The sequence below is a fragment of the Enterobacter cloacae complex sp. SYL001 genome (assembly GCF_049237025.1).
In the GTDB taxonomy this organism is placed as follows: domain Bacteria; phylum Pseudomonadota; class Gammaproteobacteria; order Enterobacterales; family Enterobacteriaceae; genus Enterobacter; species Enterobacter intestinihominis.
Map to the genome: position 1 here is coordinate 11,652 of NZ_JBMKJI010000002.1, position 15,839 is coordinate 27,490.

The window sequence follows — 15,839 nt, forward strand, 5'->3', positions numbered from 1 at the left end:
CTTAGTGATAACCTTCGGTATCAGACACTTTGCCCCGGAAGACGTAGTAGCTCCAGGCGGTGTAAACCAGGATCACCGGGATGATTAACAGCGTGCCGATCAGCATAAACAGCTGGCTGGCAGGCGGCGCGGCGGCTTCCCACAGGGTGATGTGCGGCGGGATAATGTGTGGCCACAGGCTGATGCCCAGTCCGCTAAAGCCGAGGAAAATCAGGCCCAGCGTTAACAGGAACGGACGGGCATGGCTGTCGGGATTGCGCGTCAGCCGCCAGATCCACAGGCTGAATACCGCCACCAGAACCGGAACCGGCAGGAACCAGAAGAAGTTAGGCAGTGTAAACCAGCGCTCGGCGACAAACTGCCAGCCGAGCGGGGTCCAGATACTCACCACCGCAATAACGGCGATCAGTGCCAGCAGCACGTGCCGGGTCAGCTCACGCATCCGGTTTTGCAGCGCGCCTTCGCTTTTCATGATCAGCCATGTGGTAGCCAGCAGGGTATAGGCGACAATCAAACCCAGCCCGCAGAACAGGTTAAACGGGGTTAACCAGTCCAGCGAGGAGCCCACAAAGCGTCGCCCTTCCACGTCAAAGCCGTTGATCATCGCGCCGACCACGATCCCCTGGCTGAAGGTTGCCAGCAGGGAACCGCCAGCAAAAGAATAGTCCCAGAATTTGCGGTGGGAAGGGGTCGCCTTAAAGCGAAACTCAAATGCCACGCCGCGGAAAATAAGCCCGATCAGCATGGCCGTGAGCGGGATGGTCAGGGCATCGATAATCACCGCGTAGGCCAGCGGAAACGCGCCGAACAACCCTGCGCCGCCGAGAACCAGCCAGGTTTCATTTCCGTCCCAGACCGGTGCGACGCTGTTCACCATTACGTCGCGCTCTTTGGCATCGCCCACAAAGCTGAACAGCATGCCGATACCGAGATCGAAACCGTCCATGATGATGTACATCAGCGTGGCGAAGACAATAATGGCAAACCAGATGACCGGGATATCGACGCCCATCAGATCTTCTCCTCTTCCGGAACGGACTCGGCGGCGGACAGCGGACGGGCAGGGGTGCCCGACGTATTAGACGTTAGCGTGCCCACAGGCTGCGGACCTTTCTTAATCAACCGGGCGAGATACACATAACCCACGCCAAACACCGAACAGTAGACCACGATAAAGGCCAGCAGGCTGATGCTCATCTGCAACGTGCTGTGCAGAGACACCGCATCTATCGTGCGCAGATAGCCGTAGACGACCCACGGCTGGCGGCCCACTTCGGTGGTGACCCACCCGGCGAGCAGCGCAAGCAGTCCGGCTGGCCCCATGAACAGGGCAAACCAGTGGAATGGTCGCGAGTGATAGAGTCGGCGGCGATAGCGCAGCCAGACGCTCAGCACACCAAGCGTAATCATCAGCAGCCCCATGCCGACCATAATGCGGAAAGACCAGAAGACGATGAGCGAGTTCGGGCGGTCCTCTTTCGGGAAATCTTTCAGCGCCGGGACCTGTTTATCCAGGCTATGCGTCAGGATCAGGCTGCCGAGCGCCGGAATTTCAAGCCCGTATTTGGTGCGCTCCTCCTCCATATCCGGTACGCCGAACAGCAGCAGCGGGGTAGCCTCGCCGGGCGGATTTTCCCAGTGGCCTTCAATCGCGGCGATTTTGGCAGGCTGATGCTCAAGCGTATTCAGGCCGTGCATATCCCCAACCACGGCCTGTATGGGCGCGACCAGCAGCGCCATCCACATGGCCATGGAGAACATTTTGCGAATAGCGGGCGTGTCGTTGCCGCGCAGCAGATGCCATGCCCCGGACGCGCCCACAAACAAGGCGCTGCACAGGAAGGCGGCGATGGACATATGGATCAGACGGTAAGGGAATGAGGGGTTAAAAATAATGGCCAGCCAGTCTTCGGGAATGACCTGACCGTTCTGAATACTGAAGCCCTGCGGGGTGTGCATCCAGCTGTTGGAGGCGAGGATCCAGAAGGTGGACATCAGCGTGCCCAGCGCCACCATGCAGGTGGCAAAGAAGTGCAGGCCGGGGCCGACCTTGTTCCAGCCGAACAACATCACGCCCAGGAAACCGGCTTCGAGGAAGAAGGCGGTTAAGACTTCATAAGTGAGCAGAGGGCCGGTTATGCTGCCTGCGAACTGGGAAAATCCGCTCCAGTTAGTCCCAAACTGGTAAGCCATTACCAGCCCGGAAACCACGCCCATACCAAAGTTAACGGCGAAAATTTTCAGCCAGAAATGGTAAAGCGAGCGCCAGACATCATTTTTTGTGCGAAGCCACATGCCCTCGAGAACCACCAGATAGCTCGCAAGCCCGATGGTGATTGCCGGAAAGAGAATATGGAAAGAGACGGTAAAGGCGAACTGTATCCTGGCCAGATGAAACGCATCAAGCTCGAACATGCTCCGTACCTCTGGAACTGATAGCCCACAAGGCATTGCCAGACAGCCTCAGGCTGCCTGGCAAAACCGGTTACGGTTTTTTCTTACCCGCGCCAAGCTCGGCACCGGTAAGCGGATCGGCTTTAGGATCGGATTTCGTACGTGCGCACATTGCTTTGACCAGCGTAGCCTGCTCTGTTGTGAGCGTTACGCTTGCGCCGCCGTCACCGCCATCGACCGCTGGCTGAGGAGATTCCACGTAGTCGAAATGCTTGTCGCTGTTCCAGCTTCCGCGAACTTCTCCCCCCTCAGACATATTGTAGTACTTGTTGGTGTACTCTTCGATTGGAGGCAATTTACCCGGTGGGAAGTTGTTACGGATCGACTGGAGCGCCTTCTCAAACGAAAGCTGGTGTGCTGCCTCACGCGTCATTAAAAACGCCAGCGCATCTTTAACACCTGGATCGTCCGTTACGTTAATAAGCCGTTCGTAGATAATTTTGGCGCGCGCCTCGGCCGCAATGTTAGAGCGCAGATCCGCGGTGGGTTCGCCAATGGTATCCACGTACGCCGCCGTCCACGGTACGCCTGCGGAGTTAGTGAGCGGAGTACCGCCCCCGTAGAGCAGGGAAGTGATATGACTGTCATTGCCGTTTTCGGTCATGGACCGGTACAGCTCCGCTTCATTTTCAACGCCTTCCGCCAGTTCACCTTTCGCACCCTTATTAAGCATACCCACCAGGGTGCCGATAATTTCCAGGTGACTTAACTCCTCGGTCGCGATATCCATCAGCATATCTTTACGACCGGGATCGTCGTCGCTCAATCCTTGCGTAAAGTAACGACATGCCGCGGCAAGTTCGCCCTGTGGCCCGCCAAACTGCTCAAGCAGAAGATTAGCCAGACCCGGATTCGGTTCGGCTACGCGTACTGTGTATTGCAGCTGTTTTACGTGTCGAAACATATATTCTCCCTCTTCCGTTATTTTTTCGCTTCAACGCCGTCCGCGTCGGAGCGCAGCAGGAACTGTTCCGTCGTCTGTGGAATATGTTGAATCAGCCAGTCCGCCATCTGGCGCTCTTCTTCCAAAATGGATTCAATGGCTGGAATGGAGGCGGTATCGCCCGCTTGTTTGGCCGCGGCCAGCAGAGAGGTGTAGCAGGCAATTTCAAACTGCTCAAAAACGTAGCCGCTGATGGAGCCTTTAACAATTTCGTCGGAAGGGAACATGCCGCCAATGGACTGGCCGAGCGCCGCCATTTTGCTCATGGAATCTTTTATGACCGAACGGGAAATATTATTGCGGTCGAGAATTTCTTCCAGCACGGTAATTTGATGTTTAGTTTCATTAACGTGTTGTTCAATTCGTGCACGTAAGTCGGGATAATTATCAATACGGCTGGCCATTGATTCCAGCATGGATTCGGCTTGCTTTTCCATCGCATGGGCATCGCGTAGCCAATCATGGTAGTGTTCTACATGATTCATAATTAACTCCTGTGATTTATTTTCTGGTTAATTGTTGGTGCTGATGCTCATCAAATTTTTATTTATCCTTTCTGGGCTTTTTGATTAATATTGCCGACAGCCAGATCGGTTAATTTGAGATCGGTTTCTTTTTCTTCTTCCAGTGTTTCTGCAAGAAGTTTAACGGCTTTTTTATAGCCTAATTGTTCAGCCAGGGTGGCCAGGGTGCCGTAGCTGGCAATTTCGTAGTGCTCGACTTTCTGTGCGGCGGCAATTAATGCAGCGTCACGCACTTCGTTTTTCTCAGTGCTCTCAATAACTTCGTTGGCTTCTTCAATTAAGCCTTCCATTGCAACGCATTTCATGCGCTTCAGCTTGAGGCCGGATTCCTGCTCAATAATCTGATCGATACGTTCGATCTGTCCCTGCGTCTCCTCAAGGTGAGCCGTGAAGGCAGCGCTCAGCTTCTCGCTTGATGCGGCACGGGCTAACTTGCTTAGCGCGCGGGTCAGCTGCTTCTCAGCGCTGTAGGTATCGGATAACAGGTGAATAAATACATCTTCAACAGTTTTCATATTCATATATTCGCTCCAGTGAAATAAAGGGAAGGTACTGCGAGCCGACAGGCCCGCAGCATGCTCTCGGTATATTTATAAGAGCTTTAAATAAGATCAGGAGTTATCAGATTTACGGCCCCCGCCGTGACTGTTCTGTCCCCCTTTCTTACCCGCTTCAGATGCGCGTTGCGGATCGTTTTTGAAATTACCGCCGCTGTGCTGGCCGCCTTTACGTCCAGCTTCTGATGCTTTTTCACGGTCTTGCGCGAAATTACCGGAACCACCACGATGTTGCTCTGCCATATATCAACCCTCATGTTGCGTTTATGTCAGGTGATACGATAAGTAATTCGTATCAGTTGTCGTTCAGAAATTAACATTAGTCGTTATGTGAGAAGAGTCAAATTTCCTGTCTGGGTTGTTTTGCACCATTTCCAGAGATGCGGGGGAAATACCGCTTCGTTACGATTTTTGAAAATCGGAAGTAAATCCATTGCTTAGGGGGAAATAAATTGTGTCGTTAGGATTCCGCTTAGCTAATAATCTTAATGTGAACGCGGCGGAAATGATTACAAGAATTGACGTAGCGCAAAAATATATCTTACCGACCTGAGTCTTTATAATCGGAATAGTCTTAAGCGAGAAGTAAAATAACGAGCCAAAACAGTGTATCCGATCGTCGTTTTTGACGTGGTCAGGCGGATCGGGTGAGGGTATGCTGCATTTGTTACCACAATAATTACAGAGGCAATGTCATGGATCAGGAGCTACTGGATGCAGGGTACCGGGCCTATACCGGTGAGAAAATCGATGTCTACTTCAACACAGGGATCTGCAAACACTCGGGCAACTGCGTACGCGGCAGCGCGGCGCTGTTCGACCTGAAGCGTAAACCCTGGATCGCACCGGATGAAGTGGATGCAGAAACTGTTGCGCGCGTAATTGATACCTGCCCGAGCGGTGCGCTGAAGTACCGCCTAAAATAAGTGAGGAACCATGGATATTCTTGAAGGCCATAACAAGTTTTATGTCAACGACGCCGAAGGCAATCAGGTTGCGGAGATCGTCTTTGTCCCGACCGGCGAGCATCTGAGCATCATCGAGCACACCGATGTGGATCCGAGCCTGAAAGGGCAGGGTGTGGGTAAGCAGCTGGTGGCGAAGGTGGTAGAGAAGATGCGCGGGGAGAACCGTAAAATTATCCCGCTGTGTCCGTTTGCGAAGCATGAGTTTGATAATACGCGGGAGTATGACGATATTCGGGCGTAAAACAGATGCCCGGCATTGCGCCGGGCAGCACACTCAACCGACAAACATCACCGACACACACAGCACACCCACAATCAGCGTCAGCAGGTTACCGATGGAGCGGTACGGTTTTAACGACGGGATCAGGTACGTCGACAGCGTCGGCATGATGAACAGGATCATGGCGATAAGCGGACCGCTGATGGCGTAAATCATCGAGATCGCATTCGGGTTGATGCAGCAGACCGCAAAGGTAATCAGCGACACGCCGAGAATCGAAACCGCGCGGTTAAAGGCACGACTTTTCTTCACACCCACCTGATTCAGCGACGATTTCACAATTTCCGTTGCCCCTTCAATCACGCCAAAATAGGTGCCGAGGAACGATTTCGACATCGCTATAATTGCCACGATAATGCCGGAAATGCCCAGCCATGCCGGGGACGAAGGCATCATCGACAGCGCGGACAGGATCGTCACCCCTTCCTCTTTTGCCGCCACGATATAGGACGGTGGAATCGAAAGCAGGCAGCTGAACACAAAGAACAACACGCTGAGGCAGATGATCAGGTACGCCACTTTCATGATTTTTTTGCATTTACCCATAGCCTCTTCACCGTATTTCTCGCGACGATCTACGGCGAAGGTCGAGATGATCGGGGTATGGCTAAAAGCGAAAACCATCACCGGGATCGATATCCACACCTGGTGCAGCGTATGCTGGTCGAAGGCCATCTGGCTGGTCAGCAGCGACGGCTGCCAGCTGCCCGTCAGATACAGCGAGACAAACAGGAAATAGGCGATCAGCGGAAAGACAAGGAAACCCATCACCTTAATGGTGATGTGCCGCCCCATCAGGAAGATCAGATTCAAAATCAGCACCACGCCAAAACTCACCAGCATCCGCACGCTGGTATCCACCGTCATCCGTTTCGCCAGCTGTTCAGTAAGTGAGTTGGTTATCGCCACCGCGTAAATCAGAACCACCACAAAGAAGGCCACGAAATAGAGCGTGGTGATGAGGTTGCCGATCTTTTTGCCGTAGTAATGGGAAACGGCACCGGTGATCCCTTCGTTGCCTTTCGTCTTCGACGACAGAATAAATTGCGCCAGCGCTTTATGCGGCCAGTAGGTTAAGGGATACGCCACAAGGGCGGTGATCAGCAGGACAATTGCGCCAGCAGAGCCGAGCTGAATGGGCAAGAACAGGGTTCCTGCGCCCACGGCAGTGCCGTAGAGGGCGAAACTCCAGAGAGTCTCTTCTTTTGACCAAATTTTCGACATTAGAGCAACGTATCAACTATAAAACGAACAAAAAGGAGTGCAATTTACCATAATTATGCGTTGAGGTCGCCGTTGCTTCGCTGGGGTTGGGCCGGAGAAGGTCTCCGGCCGGAAGGTCATTCGCTTGCCAGGGCGCGACGTTGCTGGCGGCGCTTGATAATTTTCTCCCGCAGGGTGTCATACGCCCAGTTGTAGAGCATGGTGTACGGCAGGAAGAACAGGAAGAAACCAATCTCCAGCGTGAAGGCCTGGAGCAGCGTCACGCCCAGCACGGCGGCAACGATGGTTACGCCAATCACAATAAAGCCGCATTCAAAACCCAGCGCATGCAGGGCGCGCACTTTTGCCGTGCGCTTCACCCGCTGAACGGGCCAGAAACGGTCGAAGCCAAAGTTATAGATAATGTTCCAGAGCATTGCCGTGGTCGCCAGAATAATAGTGAGACCCCCCATTTCAACCACCGAGCGCTGCATTAGCCACGCGGCCGTAGGGGCGAGGATCGCCGTAGCAATACCTTCAAAACAGACGGCATGGAAGATCCGCTCCGGCAATTTACGTTGGAGTGCATCCTGATGTTGCATATTTACCTCATAAAGACGCCAGTATGGGCGTTGATGCGGCCTATTCTTATCGCTTAAGGTGATATATAAAAGATGGTATCCATCGATAAAGTAGATACATCATGCGTTATTCTCCCGAAGCACTGACCGCGTTTGTTGAAACTGTCGCCGCAGGTTCGTTTTCAGCTGCGGCACGACGGCTGCGTAAAAGCCAGTCCACCATCAGCACCTCCATCGCCAACCTTGAAGCTGACCTTGGCTTTGAGCTGTTTGATCGCTCGGCGCGTCACCCGGTGTTAACCGCCCAGGGTGAACAGGTGCTGGGCTATGTCCAGTCAATCCTCGCCGCCAGCGCGCGCCTTGATGAGCTGGCCGTATCCTTAACGGCGCAAACGGAGGCGCGTTTTACCTTTGTTCTCTCCGATACGCTTAACCCGACCGTGCTGGAAGAGATGATGAGCCAGTTCGACCAGCGTTTTCCGCACACCGAATTTGAGTGCCTGATTGGGGAAGAGGAGGACGTGATCGATCTGCTGCAAAAGGAGCGGGCGCAAATTGGCCTGACGGAAGCACGCGACAGCTACCCGACCGATATTGGCGCGACCCGCCTGCCTATGCAGACGCGGATGGCTATTTACGTTTCTGCCGGACATCCTCTGGCAGGGCAACATGAGACGCAGGCGGACGAGCTGCATGGCTGGCGCGAGCTGCGGCTGAGTACCTATCTTGAACGGGAAGCGCCCCTTGCGCGCGGGCCGGTCTGGTCTGCGCCGAACTACCTGCTGCTGCTAAGCATGGCGGTACAGGGCTTTGGCTGGTGCGCGTTACCCTGCGCGCTGGTCGACGAATTTGCCGCATCGAAATCGCTGGTGCAGCTGAACGTGCCGGGATGGCCGAGGTCGATTGCCATCGATCTGGTATGGAACAAAAGAACCCCGCCCGGCGTCGCCGGAAGCTGGCTGCGCCAGTACTTGCAGGACGCACGATAATCCTGTGACTAAACTCACTAATTTTAAACATTTGCGTCAATTGTTGATAACAATCCTCTACTATCGTCATGTCATTTTGCACAGAGGTCGTGATGAAAGATGTCGTTATAGTGGGTGCGTTACGTACGGCTATCGGCTGTTTTCAGGGAGCGCTTGCGCGTCACTCTGCGGTTGATCTCGGCAGCGTGGTGGTAAGAGCGCTGGTGGAACGCAGCGGGGTTGCCGCACATGAAATTGATGAGGTGATCCTCGGCCAGGTGCTGACCGCGGGCGCGGGACAAAACCCTGCGCGCCAGGCGGCGCTGAAGGGCGGCCTGCCTAATACCGTTTCGGCGATTACCATCAACGACGTCTGTGGTTCAGGTTTGAAAGCGCTCCATCTTGCGACGCAGGCCATCCAGTGCGGTGAAGCGGACGTGGTCATTGCCGGAGGGCAGGAAAACATGAGCCGCGCCCCGCATGTCCTGACCGACAGCCGGACCGGCGCGCAGCTCGGGAACAGTCAACTGCTTGACAGCCTGGTTCATGACGGGCTGTGGGACGCCTTCAACGACTACCATATGGGCGTCACGGCGGAAAACCTGGCGCGGGAATACGGCATCAGCCGCGAGCTTCAGGATGCGTATGCGCTTAGCTCGCAGCAAAAAGCACGCGCGGCGATCGATTCTGGCCGTTTTCGCGATGAAATTGTCCCGGTCAGTACCCTGTGCCAGAACGGCGAAGCGCTCATCGTTGATACCGACGAGCAGCCGCGCACCGATGCCAGCGCAGAAGGGCTGGCAAAACTCGATCCGGCCTTCGAAACGCTCGGTTCTGTAACGGCAGGTAACGCATCATCCATTAACGACGGTGCGGCGGCGGTGATGATGATGAGTGAAAGCAAAGCCCAGGAGCTGGCGCTGCCAGTGCTGGCGCGCATCAAAGCGTTTGCCAGCGTGGGTGTTGATCCTGCGTTAATGGGGATCGCCCCGGTCTATGCCACGCGCCGCTGTCTTGAGCGGGCGGGCTGGCAGCTGAACGATGTAGATCTGATTGAAGTCAATGAAGCCTTTGCTGCACAGGCGATCTCGGTCGGGAAAATGCTGGAATGGGATCCGCTGCGGGTCAACGTCAACGGCGGTGCGATCGCGCTCGGTCATCCTATTGGCGCTTCCGGCTGCCGCATTCTGGTGTCGCTAGTCCACGAAATGAAAAAGCGTAACGCCCGAAAAGGGATCGCAACGCTCTGCATTGGCGGAGGGCAGGGGGTAGCCCTGGCTATCGAACGGTAATTTCCCCCTCTGCGCACAGAAAGCCTCCCTCGGGAGGTTTTTTTATGTCTGCAGAATCCTTTTTTAACACTTCTGCGTTCTTTCTTAAGCCCACAATAATTATTGCGCGGTGAATTATTCGCTTTGTGAAGTTCTTAGTGTGATCTCACGCCTGGAATTTATGCGTTATACGCCTTTTTTGTTGATGAGGTTCACGTCGATCTTTGCCAAAAAAAATGAAACAAATAATTTCGATCCTTGTCACTAAAATAACGGTACATAAAAAATAAACTCAAGTTTCATAAAAACGAAACGTTATTTTAATTGAGGGTTTTTTCATGTTTAAGAAATCTCTGCTCCTTGCTTCCCTTATTAGTGCCTCTTTTGCGGCTAGCGCCGTTACCGTCGATCTGCGTCACGAATATATTGACAGCGGCTCGAATGCCGACCGTGTTGCCGTCTCGCACCGCTTTGACAATGGCTTCGGTTTTTCAGTCGAGGCGAAGTGGAAATCAGGCGGGGACAAGGCAGATCAGCCATTCGCGGATGTGGTGGGGAACGGTCACGAAGATCAGATTAGCTGGCGCTGGAAAGCGACAGACAATATCGCCCTGACGCCTGCGTTTACGATTGAAAGCACAGACAGTCGTACCATTTATAAACCGAATCTGCATGTGCAATATAGTTTCGATAATGGCTTCTACGTGGCCGCGCGTTACCGTTATGAATATACCCGCTACCCGTCAAGCTCAAATAAGGACGATGATAAAGTTAACCGTGGTGATGCGTGGGTCGGTTGGGTATTAGGTGACTGGCGTACCGAGCTGAACTATGTTTACGCGAAAAGCTCTGAAGGCGTGGCCCGAAATAACAATAAAGATTATTCCAATGAATATAACGCCAAGCTCGCCTACAAATGGGATAAAAACTGGGCACCGTATGTTGAGGTGGGCAACGTGGGGGTTAAAGACACTGACGAACGCCAGACCCGTTTCCGTTTAGGCGTGGCGTACTCCTTCTGATAATCCAGTTTCTTCGCTAAAAACCGCCGGGTGGCGCTTCGCTTACCCGGCCTACACTTTCCTTCCACTCCGCCGTTTCGTAGGCCAGGTAAGCGAAGCGCCACCCGGCAAAAAGCGCCGCAATCACCCAAAAAAAAGCCCTCCGAATCGGAGGGCAAGGCCAGTTACAGAAACACTAACTCATTCAGGCATGCAACATTTCAGGTTGCTCGGGGAGTTTCGCGATATAGAGGGCTGGTTTGCCGTCTTTATCGGAACTGTACAGCACCGCTTTTTCGTCCGGCGTGAAGGACGGATGCGGGTGGGTTACCTGGCGGCTGTTCGCCACCGTAGCCCAGGAAGTGTCATGACGGGCAATGCGGTAATAGGCTTTCTTCGCCACGTCAAAGGCATACAGATAAGGATCGTTATCAATGGTGTAGCCGCCGGTGTCTTTCACATCGACAGGCGTGCCGGAACCGTCGCCAACCAGCATGGTGCCGTCGACGTTGCTCATCAGGTGCGAACAGGCGGGCATGTTCATTACCGCTTCATTCACGCCGGTGTCCGGATTGAAGCGGGAGATGGTACGACCTTGCTGACCTTTCAGGTAAGAGACGTAGATCAGCGCGGACCCGTCCGGCACCCAAAATTCATGCGTGCAGCTTTCCCCTTCCGCGTGCGTTTTCACTTTCCGCACGTTGCTGCCATCTTCGTTGACCAGCCACATGCGGGCGTCAACCAGGTCGTGTGGCCCTTCATGACAGAAGGCCACGGTATTGTCATCGAACGGGCGATAAATCGGATGTCCCAGCCAGATCTTCTCGTCATGGATGGTGGTGCTTTCACCCGTTTTTAGATCAACGCGCAGCAGGCGGCAGTGCGGCCCTTTGTGGAAGAAGTCGTGGAAAATTTTCCAGTCGTTGAGTGGCGTCCAGTCACGTCTGGCAATCTCAATACCTACCAGTTTGGTGCAGTCGCTGTTCGCGACCCAGGTGCCGTAGCCAACCCACTCTTCCGGGACGCGGTACACTTCGCGCTCTGCCAGCGTCTTTAAATCCACCTCAAGCAGGGTGCGATCGTTCTTCACATAGTAGAGGGATTGATCGTCCGGAGAGAGGAACCCGCCAAAGGTGTTATCGCCCGCGCCTTCGGTCAGCTGCACCGCTTCGGCGTTTTTCAGATCCAGCAGGTAATAGTTCCAGTGACCGTCGAACTCCCCGGCGAACAGCAGGTGGCTGCCATCGTTAAAGAAGCACTTCTGGTAAAAGTAGTTGCGATGACAGGTTACTTCCGGTGGGGTCAGGCGGGTAACTTCCACGCCTGTATCCGGATCGCGGCTGACCTCGTAGTTCAGCTTGACCCGCATACCTTTAGCCATAATGCACTCCTTTGAACGCGTAATATAGGTTGAAAACTAGGTGTTAAATTATCAAGACATCGTTTCATTGTGTGTGACTGACAGCGCAAATTCTCAGTTTCTTTAGCCAGATTGAGGGGCTTAAAGATTTATCGTGATCGAAACACCATTTCTGGCATAAACATACAGAAAAAATGAAACGTTGTTTTAAATGTAATTGAAAACCCCATGTACAGGGGATAATATGTGTTCATCACGAAAACGGAACATTGTTTCGTTATTCATCTTTGCCTTCGGGCACGATCAATTCTGGAGGTTTACGTGGACGTCAGACAAAGCATCCACAGTGCGCACGCAAAAACGCTGGATACTCAGGGGCTGCGCAGTGAGTTTTTAGTTGAGCAAGTGTTCGAAGCCGACAAGTACACCATGGTCTACAGCCATATTGACCGCATTATTGTGGGCGGGATTATGCCGGTGGCGAAAACCGTCTCCGTGGGCGGTGAAGTGGGCAAACAGCTGGGCGTGAGCTACTTCCTCGAACGCCGTGAACTGGGCGTGATTAACATTGGCGGGCCGGGCACCATAACCGTCGATGGCCAGTGCTACGAAATTGGTCACCGTGACGCGCTGTACGTCGGAAAAGGCGCGAAAGAAGTGGTGTTCGCCAGCATCGATGGCAGCAAACCGGCGAAGTTCTACTACAACTGCGCCCCGGCTCATACGACTTACCCAACCAAAAAAGTCACGCCAGCGGACGTTGCCCCGGTGACCCTTGGTGACAACCTCACCAGCAACCGCCGCACCATCAATAAATACTTCGTACCGGATGTGCTGGAAACTTGCCAGCTCAGCATGGGGCTGACCGAGCTTGCGCCGGGCAACCTGTGGAACACCATGCCGTGCCATACCCACGAGCGCCGCATGGAAGTCTATTTCTACTTCAACATGGATGAAGATGCCTGCGTGTTCCACATGATGGGACAGCCGCAGGAAACTCGCCATATCGTGATGCACAACGAGCAGGCGGTCATTTCGCCAAGCTGGTCCATCCACTCTGGCGTGGGAACGAAAGCTTATACCTTTATCTGGGGTATGGTCGGTGAAAACCAGGTCTTCGATGACATGGACCACGTCGCTGTTAAGGATCTGCGCTAGTCGCAGGCAGTTAAGCATACATCTGCCTGTTGGTGACAGGCGCTGAACGATTAAGGAACAAACATGATTCTGGATGCATTTTCTCTGCAGGGTAAAGTGGCTGTGGTTTCCGGGTGTGACACCGGGCTGGGGCAGGGTATGGCGTTAGGTCTGGCGGAAGCGGGCTGTGATATCGTCGGGATTAACATCGTAGAGCCAACGGAAACCATCGAGCGCGTCACCGCGCTGGGCCGTCGTTTCCTGAGCCTGACCGCGGACCTGCGCAAAATCGATGCGATCCCTGAACTGCTGGATCGCGCGGTGGCGGAGTTCGGGCATATCGATATTCTGGTCAACAATGCGGGCCTGATTCGCCGTGAAGATGCGATTAACTTCAGCGAAACGGACTGGGACGACGTGATGAACCTGAACATCAAGAGCGTGTTCTTTATGTCCCAGGCGGCTGCGAAGCACTTCATCGCGCAGGGGAAAGGCGGCAAGATCATCAATATTGCCTCCATGCTCTCTTTCCAGGGCGGCATCCGCGTACCGTCTTACACCGCATCGAAGAGCGCCGTGATGGGCGTGACCCGTCTGCTGGCGAACGAGTGGGCGCAGCACAATATCAACGTCAACGCGATTGCGCCGGGCTACATGGCCACCAACAATACCCAGCAGCTGCGTGCTGATGAAGAGCGCAGCGCGGCAATTCTGGAACGTATTCCAGCGGGTCGCTGGGGTCTACCGAGCGATCTGATGGGCCCGGTTGTGTTCCTGGCTTCTCCGGCTTCGGATTACATTAACGGCTATACCGTCGCCGTTGACGGCGGCTGGCTGGCACGTTAATTCAGCCTTAATAAAGAACCTCTGCCCTCGGGTGGAGGTTTTTTTTGCGCCAAAATTGGCTTTATCCATATCCTTAAAGATGAAAAATCCATACTAAAAAGGAATAAATGACGGGTATCACACATCTATTGCTTAAATATTAACTAATTAATAAAAAATAAGGTTAAACCACCCTGATTTGAAATTGTAATGTCCATCACAGAACGGTATGTCGTAGCGAAATAATCCATATCTTCACCAGTTCCGACCTGACACTTTCTTCCGGTATCTCGTAATTTCACTTAACGAATTTCGCTGTTGAGGCAGGAAACTATGACATCTATAAATGACTCTACCCTTATGCCCGCTGCGCTGCGCGATACCCGACGCATGAACCAGTTTGTTTCTGTTGCGGCCGCCGTAGCCGGTCTACTGTTTGGTCTGGATATCGGCGTTATCGCTGGCGCACTGCCCTTTATTACCGACCACTTTACGTTAAGCAACCGCCTGCAAGAGTGGGTGGTGAGCAGCATGATGCTGGGCGCGGCCATCGGCGCGTTGTTTAACGGCTGGCTGTCGTTCCGTCTCGGGCGCAAATACAGCCTGATGGTTGGGGCGATTCTGTTCGTCGCAGGCTCCATCGGCTCCGCGTTTGCGACAAACATAGAAGTGCTGCTGCTTTCACGCGTGTTGCTTGGCGTAGCGGTGGGTATCGCGTCCTACACCGCGCCGCTTTATCTCTCTGAAATGGCAAGCGAGAACGTGCGCGGGAAGATGATCAGTATGTATCAGCTGATGGTGACGCTCGGTATCGTGCTGGCGTTTCTGTCGGATACGTACTTCAGCTACAGCGGCAACTGGCGGGCAATGCTTGGCGTGCTGGCGCTGCCTGCGCTGCTGCTGATTGTGTTAGTCATTTTCCTGCCGAACAGCCCGCGCTGGCTGGCGCAAAAAGGGCGTCACGTGGAGGCGGAAGAGGTACTGCGCATGTTGCGCGACACGTCTGAAAAAGCGCGTGAAGAGCTGAACGAAATCCGCGAAAGCCTGAAGCTGAAGCAGGGCGGCTGGTCCCTGTTTAAGGCGAACCGCAACGTGCGCCGCGCGGTGTTCCTCGGCATGCTGTTACAGGCGATGCAGCAGTTTACGGGGATGAACATCATTATGTATTACGCCCCGCGCATTTTTAAAATGGCCGGTTTTACCACCACCGAACAGCAGATGATCGCCACGCTGGTGGTGGGGCTGACCTTTATGTTCGCCACCTTTATCGCGGTTTTCACCGTTGATAAGGCCGGACGTAAACCCGCCCTGAAAATTGGCTTTAGCGTGATGGCGCTCGGCACCTTAATCCTTGGCTACTGCCTGATGCAGTTCGATAATGGCACGGCGTCAAGCGGTCTCTCCTGGCTCTCCGTGGGCATGACCATGATGTGTATCGCCGGTTACGCGATGAGCGCCGCGCCGGTGGTGTGGATCCTGTGCTCTGAAATACAGCCGCTGAAATGCCGCGACTTTGGTATCACCTGTTCCACCACCACCAACTGGGTGTCGAACATGATCATTGGCGCGACCTTCCTGACGCTGCTGGATGCGATTGGCGCGGCAGGCACCTTCTGGCTCTATACGGTGCTGAACGTGGCGTTTATCGGTGTGACCTTCTGGCTGATCCCCGAAACCAAGGGCGTGACCCTGGAGCATATTGAACGCAAGCTGATGAGAGGGGAGAAACTACGTAATATCGGCGTGTAATGTAATTGCCCGGTGGTG

The 15,839-nt window shown here is 53.9% G+C and carries 17 protein-coding genes; 8 read left to right on the top strand and 9 right to left on the bottom strand.

Annotation, left to right across the window (positions count from 1 at the left end; translation table 11 throughout):
• Nucleotide 1 precedes the first annotated feature (1 nt).
• From cydB to ACOTZP_RS03390, 6 genes are all read right to left on the bottom strand, one after another.
• On the bottom strand, nucleotides 2-1,012 hold the full coding sequence (gene cydB / locus ACOTZP_RS03365; RefSeq protein ID WP_022649265.1) for a cytochrome d ubiquinol oxidase subunit II: 1,011 nt from the start codon (nucleotides 1,010-1,012) through the stop codon (nucleotides 2-4).
• Complete coding sequence (locus ACOTZP_RS03370; RefSeq protein ID WP_063147423.1) at nucleotides 1,012-2,415, bottom strand: cytochrome ubiquinol oxidase subunit I; 1,404 nt, start codon at nucleotides 2,413-2,415, stop codon at nucleotides 1,012-1,014. Before ACOTZP_RS03370 ends, cydB begins: the two co-directional genes overlap by 1 nt.
• 70 nt (nucleotides 2,416-2,485) lie before the next feature.
• Nucleotides 2,486-3,358 carry a manganese catalase family protein gene (locus tag ACOTZP_RS03375; RefSeq protein ID WP_022649263.1) on the bottom strand — a complete coding sequence of 291 codons (873 nt, stop codon included), beginning with the start codon at nucleotides 3,356-3,358 and terminating at the stop codon, nucleotides 2,486-2,488.
• Nucleotides 3,359-3,375: 17 nt separating this feature from the next.
• On the bottom strand, nucleotides 3,376-3,882 hold the full coding sequence (locus tag ACOTZP_RS03380; protein WP_022649262.1) for a ferritin-like domain-containing protein: 507 nt from the start codon (nucleotides 3,880-3,882) through the stop codon (nucleotides 3,376-3,378).
• 62 nt (nucleotides 3,883-3,944) lie between these two features.
• A complete protein-coding gene (locus ACOTZP_RS03385; RefSeq protein WP_003862851.1) occupies nucleotides 3,945-4,442 on the bottom strand; it encodes a ferritin-like domain-containing protein in 498 nt (165 codons plus the stop codon).
• Nucleotides 4,443-4,532: 90 nt separating this feature from the next.
• The gene (locus tag ACOTZP_RS03390) at nucleotides 4,533-4,721 is read right to left on the bottom strand and encodes a general stress protein (RefSeq protein ID WP_022649261.1); all 189 of its coding nucleotides are present in this window, start codon (nucleotides 4,719-4,721) and stop codon (nucleotides 4,533-4,535) included.
• A gap of 452 nt (nucleotides 4,722-5,173) precedes the next feature.
• Here ACOTZP_RS03390 and yjdI point away from each other — a divergent pair, with 452 nt between their 5' ends.
• Nucleotides 5,174-5,404 (top strand): 4Fe-4S mono-cluster protein YjdI, encoded by a 231-nt coding sequence (gene yjdI / locus ACOTZP_RS03395; RefSeq protein WP_022649260.1) that lies wholly within the window; start codon nucleotides 5,174-5,176, stop codon nucleotides 5,402-5,404.
• Between the two features lie 10 nt (nucleotides 5,405-5,414).
• On the top strand, nucleotides 5,415-5,687 hold the full coding sequence (locus ACOTZP_RS03400) for a GNAT family N-acetyltransferase (RefSeq protein WP_006811846.1): 273 nt from the start codon (nucleotides 5,415-5,417) through the stop codon (nucleotides 5,685-5,687).
• 33 nt (nucleotides 5,688-5,720) lie between these two features.
• Here ACOTZP_RS03400 and ACOTZP_RS03405 read toward each other — a convergent pair whose 3' ends face one another.
• A complete protein-coding gene (locus ACOTZP_RS03405) occupies nucleotides 5,721-6,950 on the bottom strand; it encodes an amino acid permease (protein ID WP_022649259.1) in 1,230 nt (409 codons plus the stop codon).
• A gap of 116 nt (nucleotides 6,951-7,066) precedes the next feature.
• The gene (locus ACOTZP_RS03410; protein WP_022651793.1) at nucleotides 7,067-7,531 is read right to left on the bottom strand and encodes a multidrug/biocide efflux PACE transporter; all 465 of its coding nucleotides are present in this window, start codon (nucleotides 7,529-7,531) and stop codon (nucleotides 7,067-7,069) included.
• A 101-nt stretch (nucleotides 7,532-7,632) separates the two neighbouring features.
• Here ACOTZP_RS03410 and ACOTZP_RS03415 point away from each other — a divergent pair, with 101 nt between their 5' ends.
• The 3 genes from ACOTZP_RS03415 (at nucleotide 7,633) to ACOTZP_RS03425 (ending at nucleotide 10,771) form a co-directional block, all read left to right on the top strand.
• Nucleotides 7,633-8,499, top strand: coding sequence for a LysR family transcriptional regulator (locus tag ACOTZP_RS03415; RefSeq protein WP_023298525.1), 867 nt, complete (start codon nucleotides 7,633-7,635; stop codon nucleotides 8,497-8,499).
• A 92-nt stretch (nucleotides 8,500-8,591) separates the two neighbouring features.
• A complete protein-coding gene (locus ACOTZP_RS03420; protein WP_193129779.1) occupies nucleotides 8,592-9,770 on the top strand; it encodes an acetyl-CoA C-acetyltransferase in 1,179 nt (392 codons plus the stop codon).
• A 317-nt stretch (nucleotides 9,771-10,087) separates the two neighbouring features.
• A complete protein-coding gene (locus ACOTZP_RS03425; RefSeq protein WP_003862842.1) occupies nucleotides 10,088-10,771 on the top strand; it encodes an oligogalacturonate-specific porin KdgM family protein in 684 nt (227 codons plus the stop codon).
• A gap of 184 nt (nucleotides 10,772-10,955) precedes the next feature.
• On the opposite strand, the gene ACOTZP_RS03430 is transcribed toward ACOTZP_RS03425, so the two are convergent.
• Nucleotides 10,956-12,131, bottom strand: a complete 1,176-nt coding sequence (locus ACOTZP_RS03430; protein ID WP_022649254.1) for an oligogalacturonate lyase family protein — start codon at nucleotides 12,129-12,131, stop codon at nucleotides 10,956-10,958.
• 300 nt (nucleotides 12,132-12,431) lie between these two features.
• Here ACOTZP_RS03430 and kduI point away from each other — a divergent pair, with 300 nt between their 5' ends.
• From kduI to ACOTZP_RS03445, 3 genes are all read left to right on the top strand, one after another.
• Nucleotides 12,432-13,268, top strand: a complete 837-nt coding sequence (kduI, locus tag ACOTZP_RS03435; protein WP_017382863.1) for a 5-dehydro-4-deoxy-D-glucuronate isomerase — start codon at nucleotides 12,432-12,434, stop codon at nucleotides 13,266-13,268.
• A 63-nt stretch (nucleotides 13,269-13,331) separates the two neighbouring features.
• Nucleotides 13,332-14,093 (top strand): 2-dehydro-3-deoxy-D-gluconate 5-dehydrogenase KduD, encoded by a 762-nt coding sequence (kduD, locus tag ACOTZP_RS03440; protein WP_003862835.1) that lies wholly within the window; start codon nucleotides 13,332-13,334, stop codon nucleotides 14,091-14,093.
• Nucleotides 14,094-14,405: 312 nt separating this feature from the next.
• Nucleotides 14,406-15,821 carry a sugar porter family MFS transporter gene (locus ACOTZP_RS03445; RefSeq protein ID WP_023298523.1) on the top strand — a complete coding sequence of 472 codons (1,416 nt, stop codon included), beginning with the start codon at nucleotides 14,406-14,408 and terminating at the stop codon, nucleotides 15,819-15,821.
• The last annotated feature ends 18 nt before the right edge of the window (nucleotides 15,822-15,839 follow it).

Bases quoted from the DNA above. Each gene is read 5' to 3' on its own strand.
- cydB (WP_022649265.1), bottom strand. From the start codon at position 1,012: ATGGGCGTCGATATCCCGGTCATCTGGTTTGCCATTATTGTCTTCGCC.
- ACOTZP_RS03370 (WP_063147423.1), bottom strand. From the start codon at position 2,415: ATGTTCGAGCTTGATGCGTTTCATCTGGCCAGGATACAGTTCGCCTTT.
- ACOTZP_RS03375 (WP_022649263.1), bottom strand. From the start codon at position 3,358: ATGTTTCGACACGTAAAACAGCTGCAATACACAGTACGCGTAGCCGAA.
- ACOTZP_RS03380 (WP_022649262.1), bottom strand. From the start codon at position 3,882: ATGAATCATGTAGAACACTACCATGATTGGCTACGCGATGCCCATGCG.
- ACOTZP_RS03385 (WP_003862851.1), bottom strand. From the start codon at position 4,442: ATGAATATGAAAACTGTTGAAGATGTATTTATTCACCTGTTATCCGAT.
- ACOTZP_RS03390 (WP_022649261.1), bottom strand. From the start codon at position 4,721: ATGGCAGAGCAACATCGTGGTGGTTCCGGTAATTTCGCGCAAGACCGT.
- yjdI (WP_022649260.1), top strand. From the start codon at position 5,174: ATGGATCAGGAGCTACTGGATGCAGGGTACCGGGCCTATACCGGTGAG.
- ACOTZP_RS03400 (WP_006811846.1), top strand. From the start codon at position 5,415: ATGGATATTCTTGAAGGCCATAACAAGTTTTATGTCAACGACGCCGAA.
- ACOTZP_RS03405 (WP_022649259.1), bottom strand. From the start codon at position 6,950: ATGTCGAAAATTTGGTCAAAAGAAGAGACTCTCTGGAGTTTCGCCCTC.
- ACOTZP_RS03410 (WP_022651793.1), bottom strand. From the start codon at position 7,531: ATGCAACATCAGGATGCACTCCAACGTAAATTGCCGGAGCGGATCTTC.
- ACOTZP_RS03415 (WP_023298525.1), top strand. From the start codon at position 7,633: ATGCGTTATTCTCCCGAAGCACTGACCGCGTTTGTTGAAACTGTCGCC.
- ACOTZP_RS03420 (WP_193129779.1), top strand. From the start codon at position 8,592: ATGAAAGATGTCGTTATAGTGGGTGCGTTACGTACGGCTATCGGCTGT.
- ACOTZP_RS03425 (WP_003862842.1), top strand. From the start codon at position 10,088: ATGTTTAAGAAATCTCTGCTCCTTGCTTCCCTTATTAGTGCCTCTTTT.
- ACOTZP_RS03430 (WP_022649254.1), bottom strand. From the start codon at position 12,131: ATGGCTAAAGGTATGCGGGTCAAGCTGAACTACGAGGTCAGCCGCGAT.
- kduD (WP_003862835.1), top strand. From the start codon at position 13,332: ATGATTCTGGATGCATTTTCTCTGCAGGGTAAAGTGGCTGTGGTTTCC.
- ACOTZP_RS03445 (WP_023298523.1), top strand. From the start codon at position 14,406: ATGACATCTATAAATGACTCTACCCTTATGCCCGCTGCGCTGCGCGAT.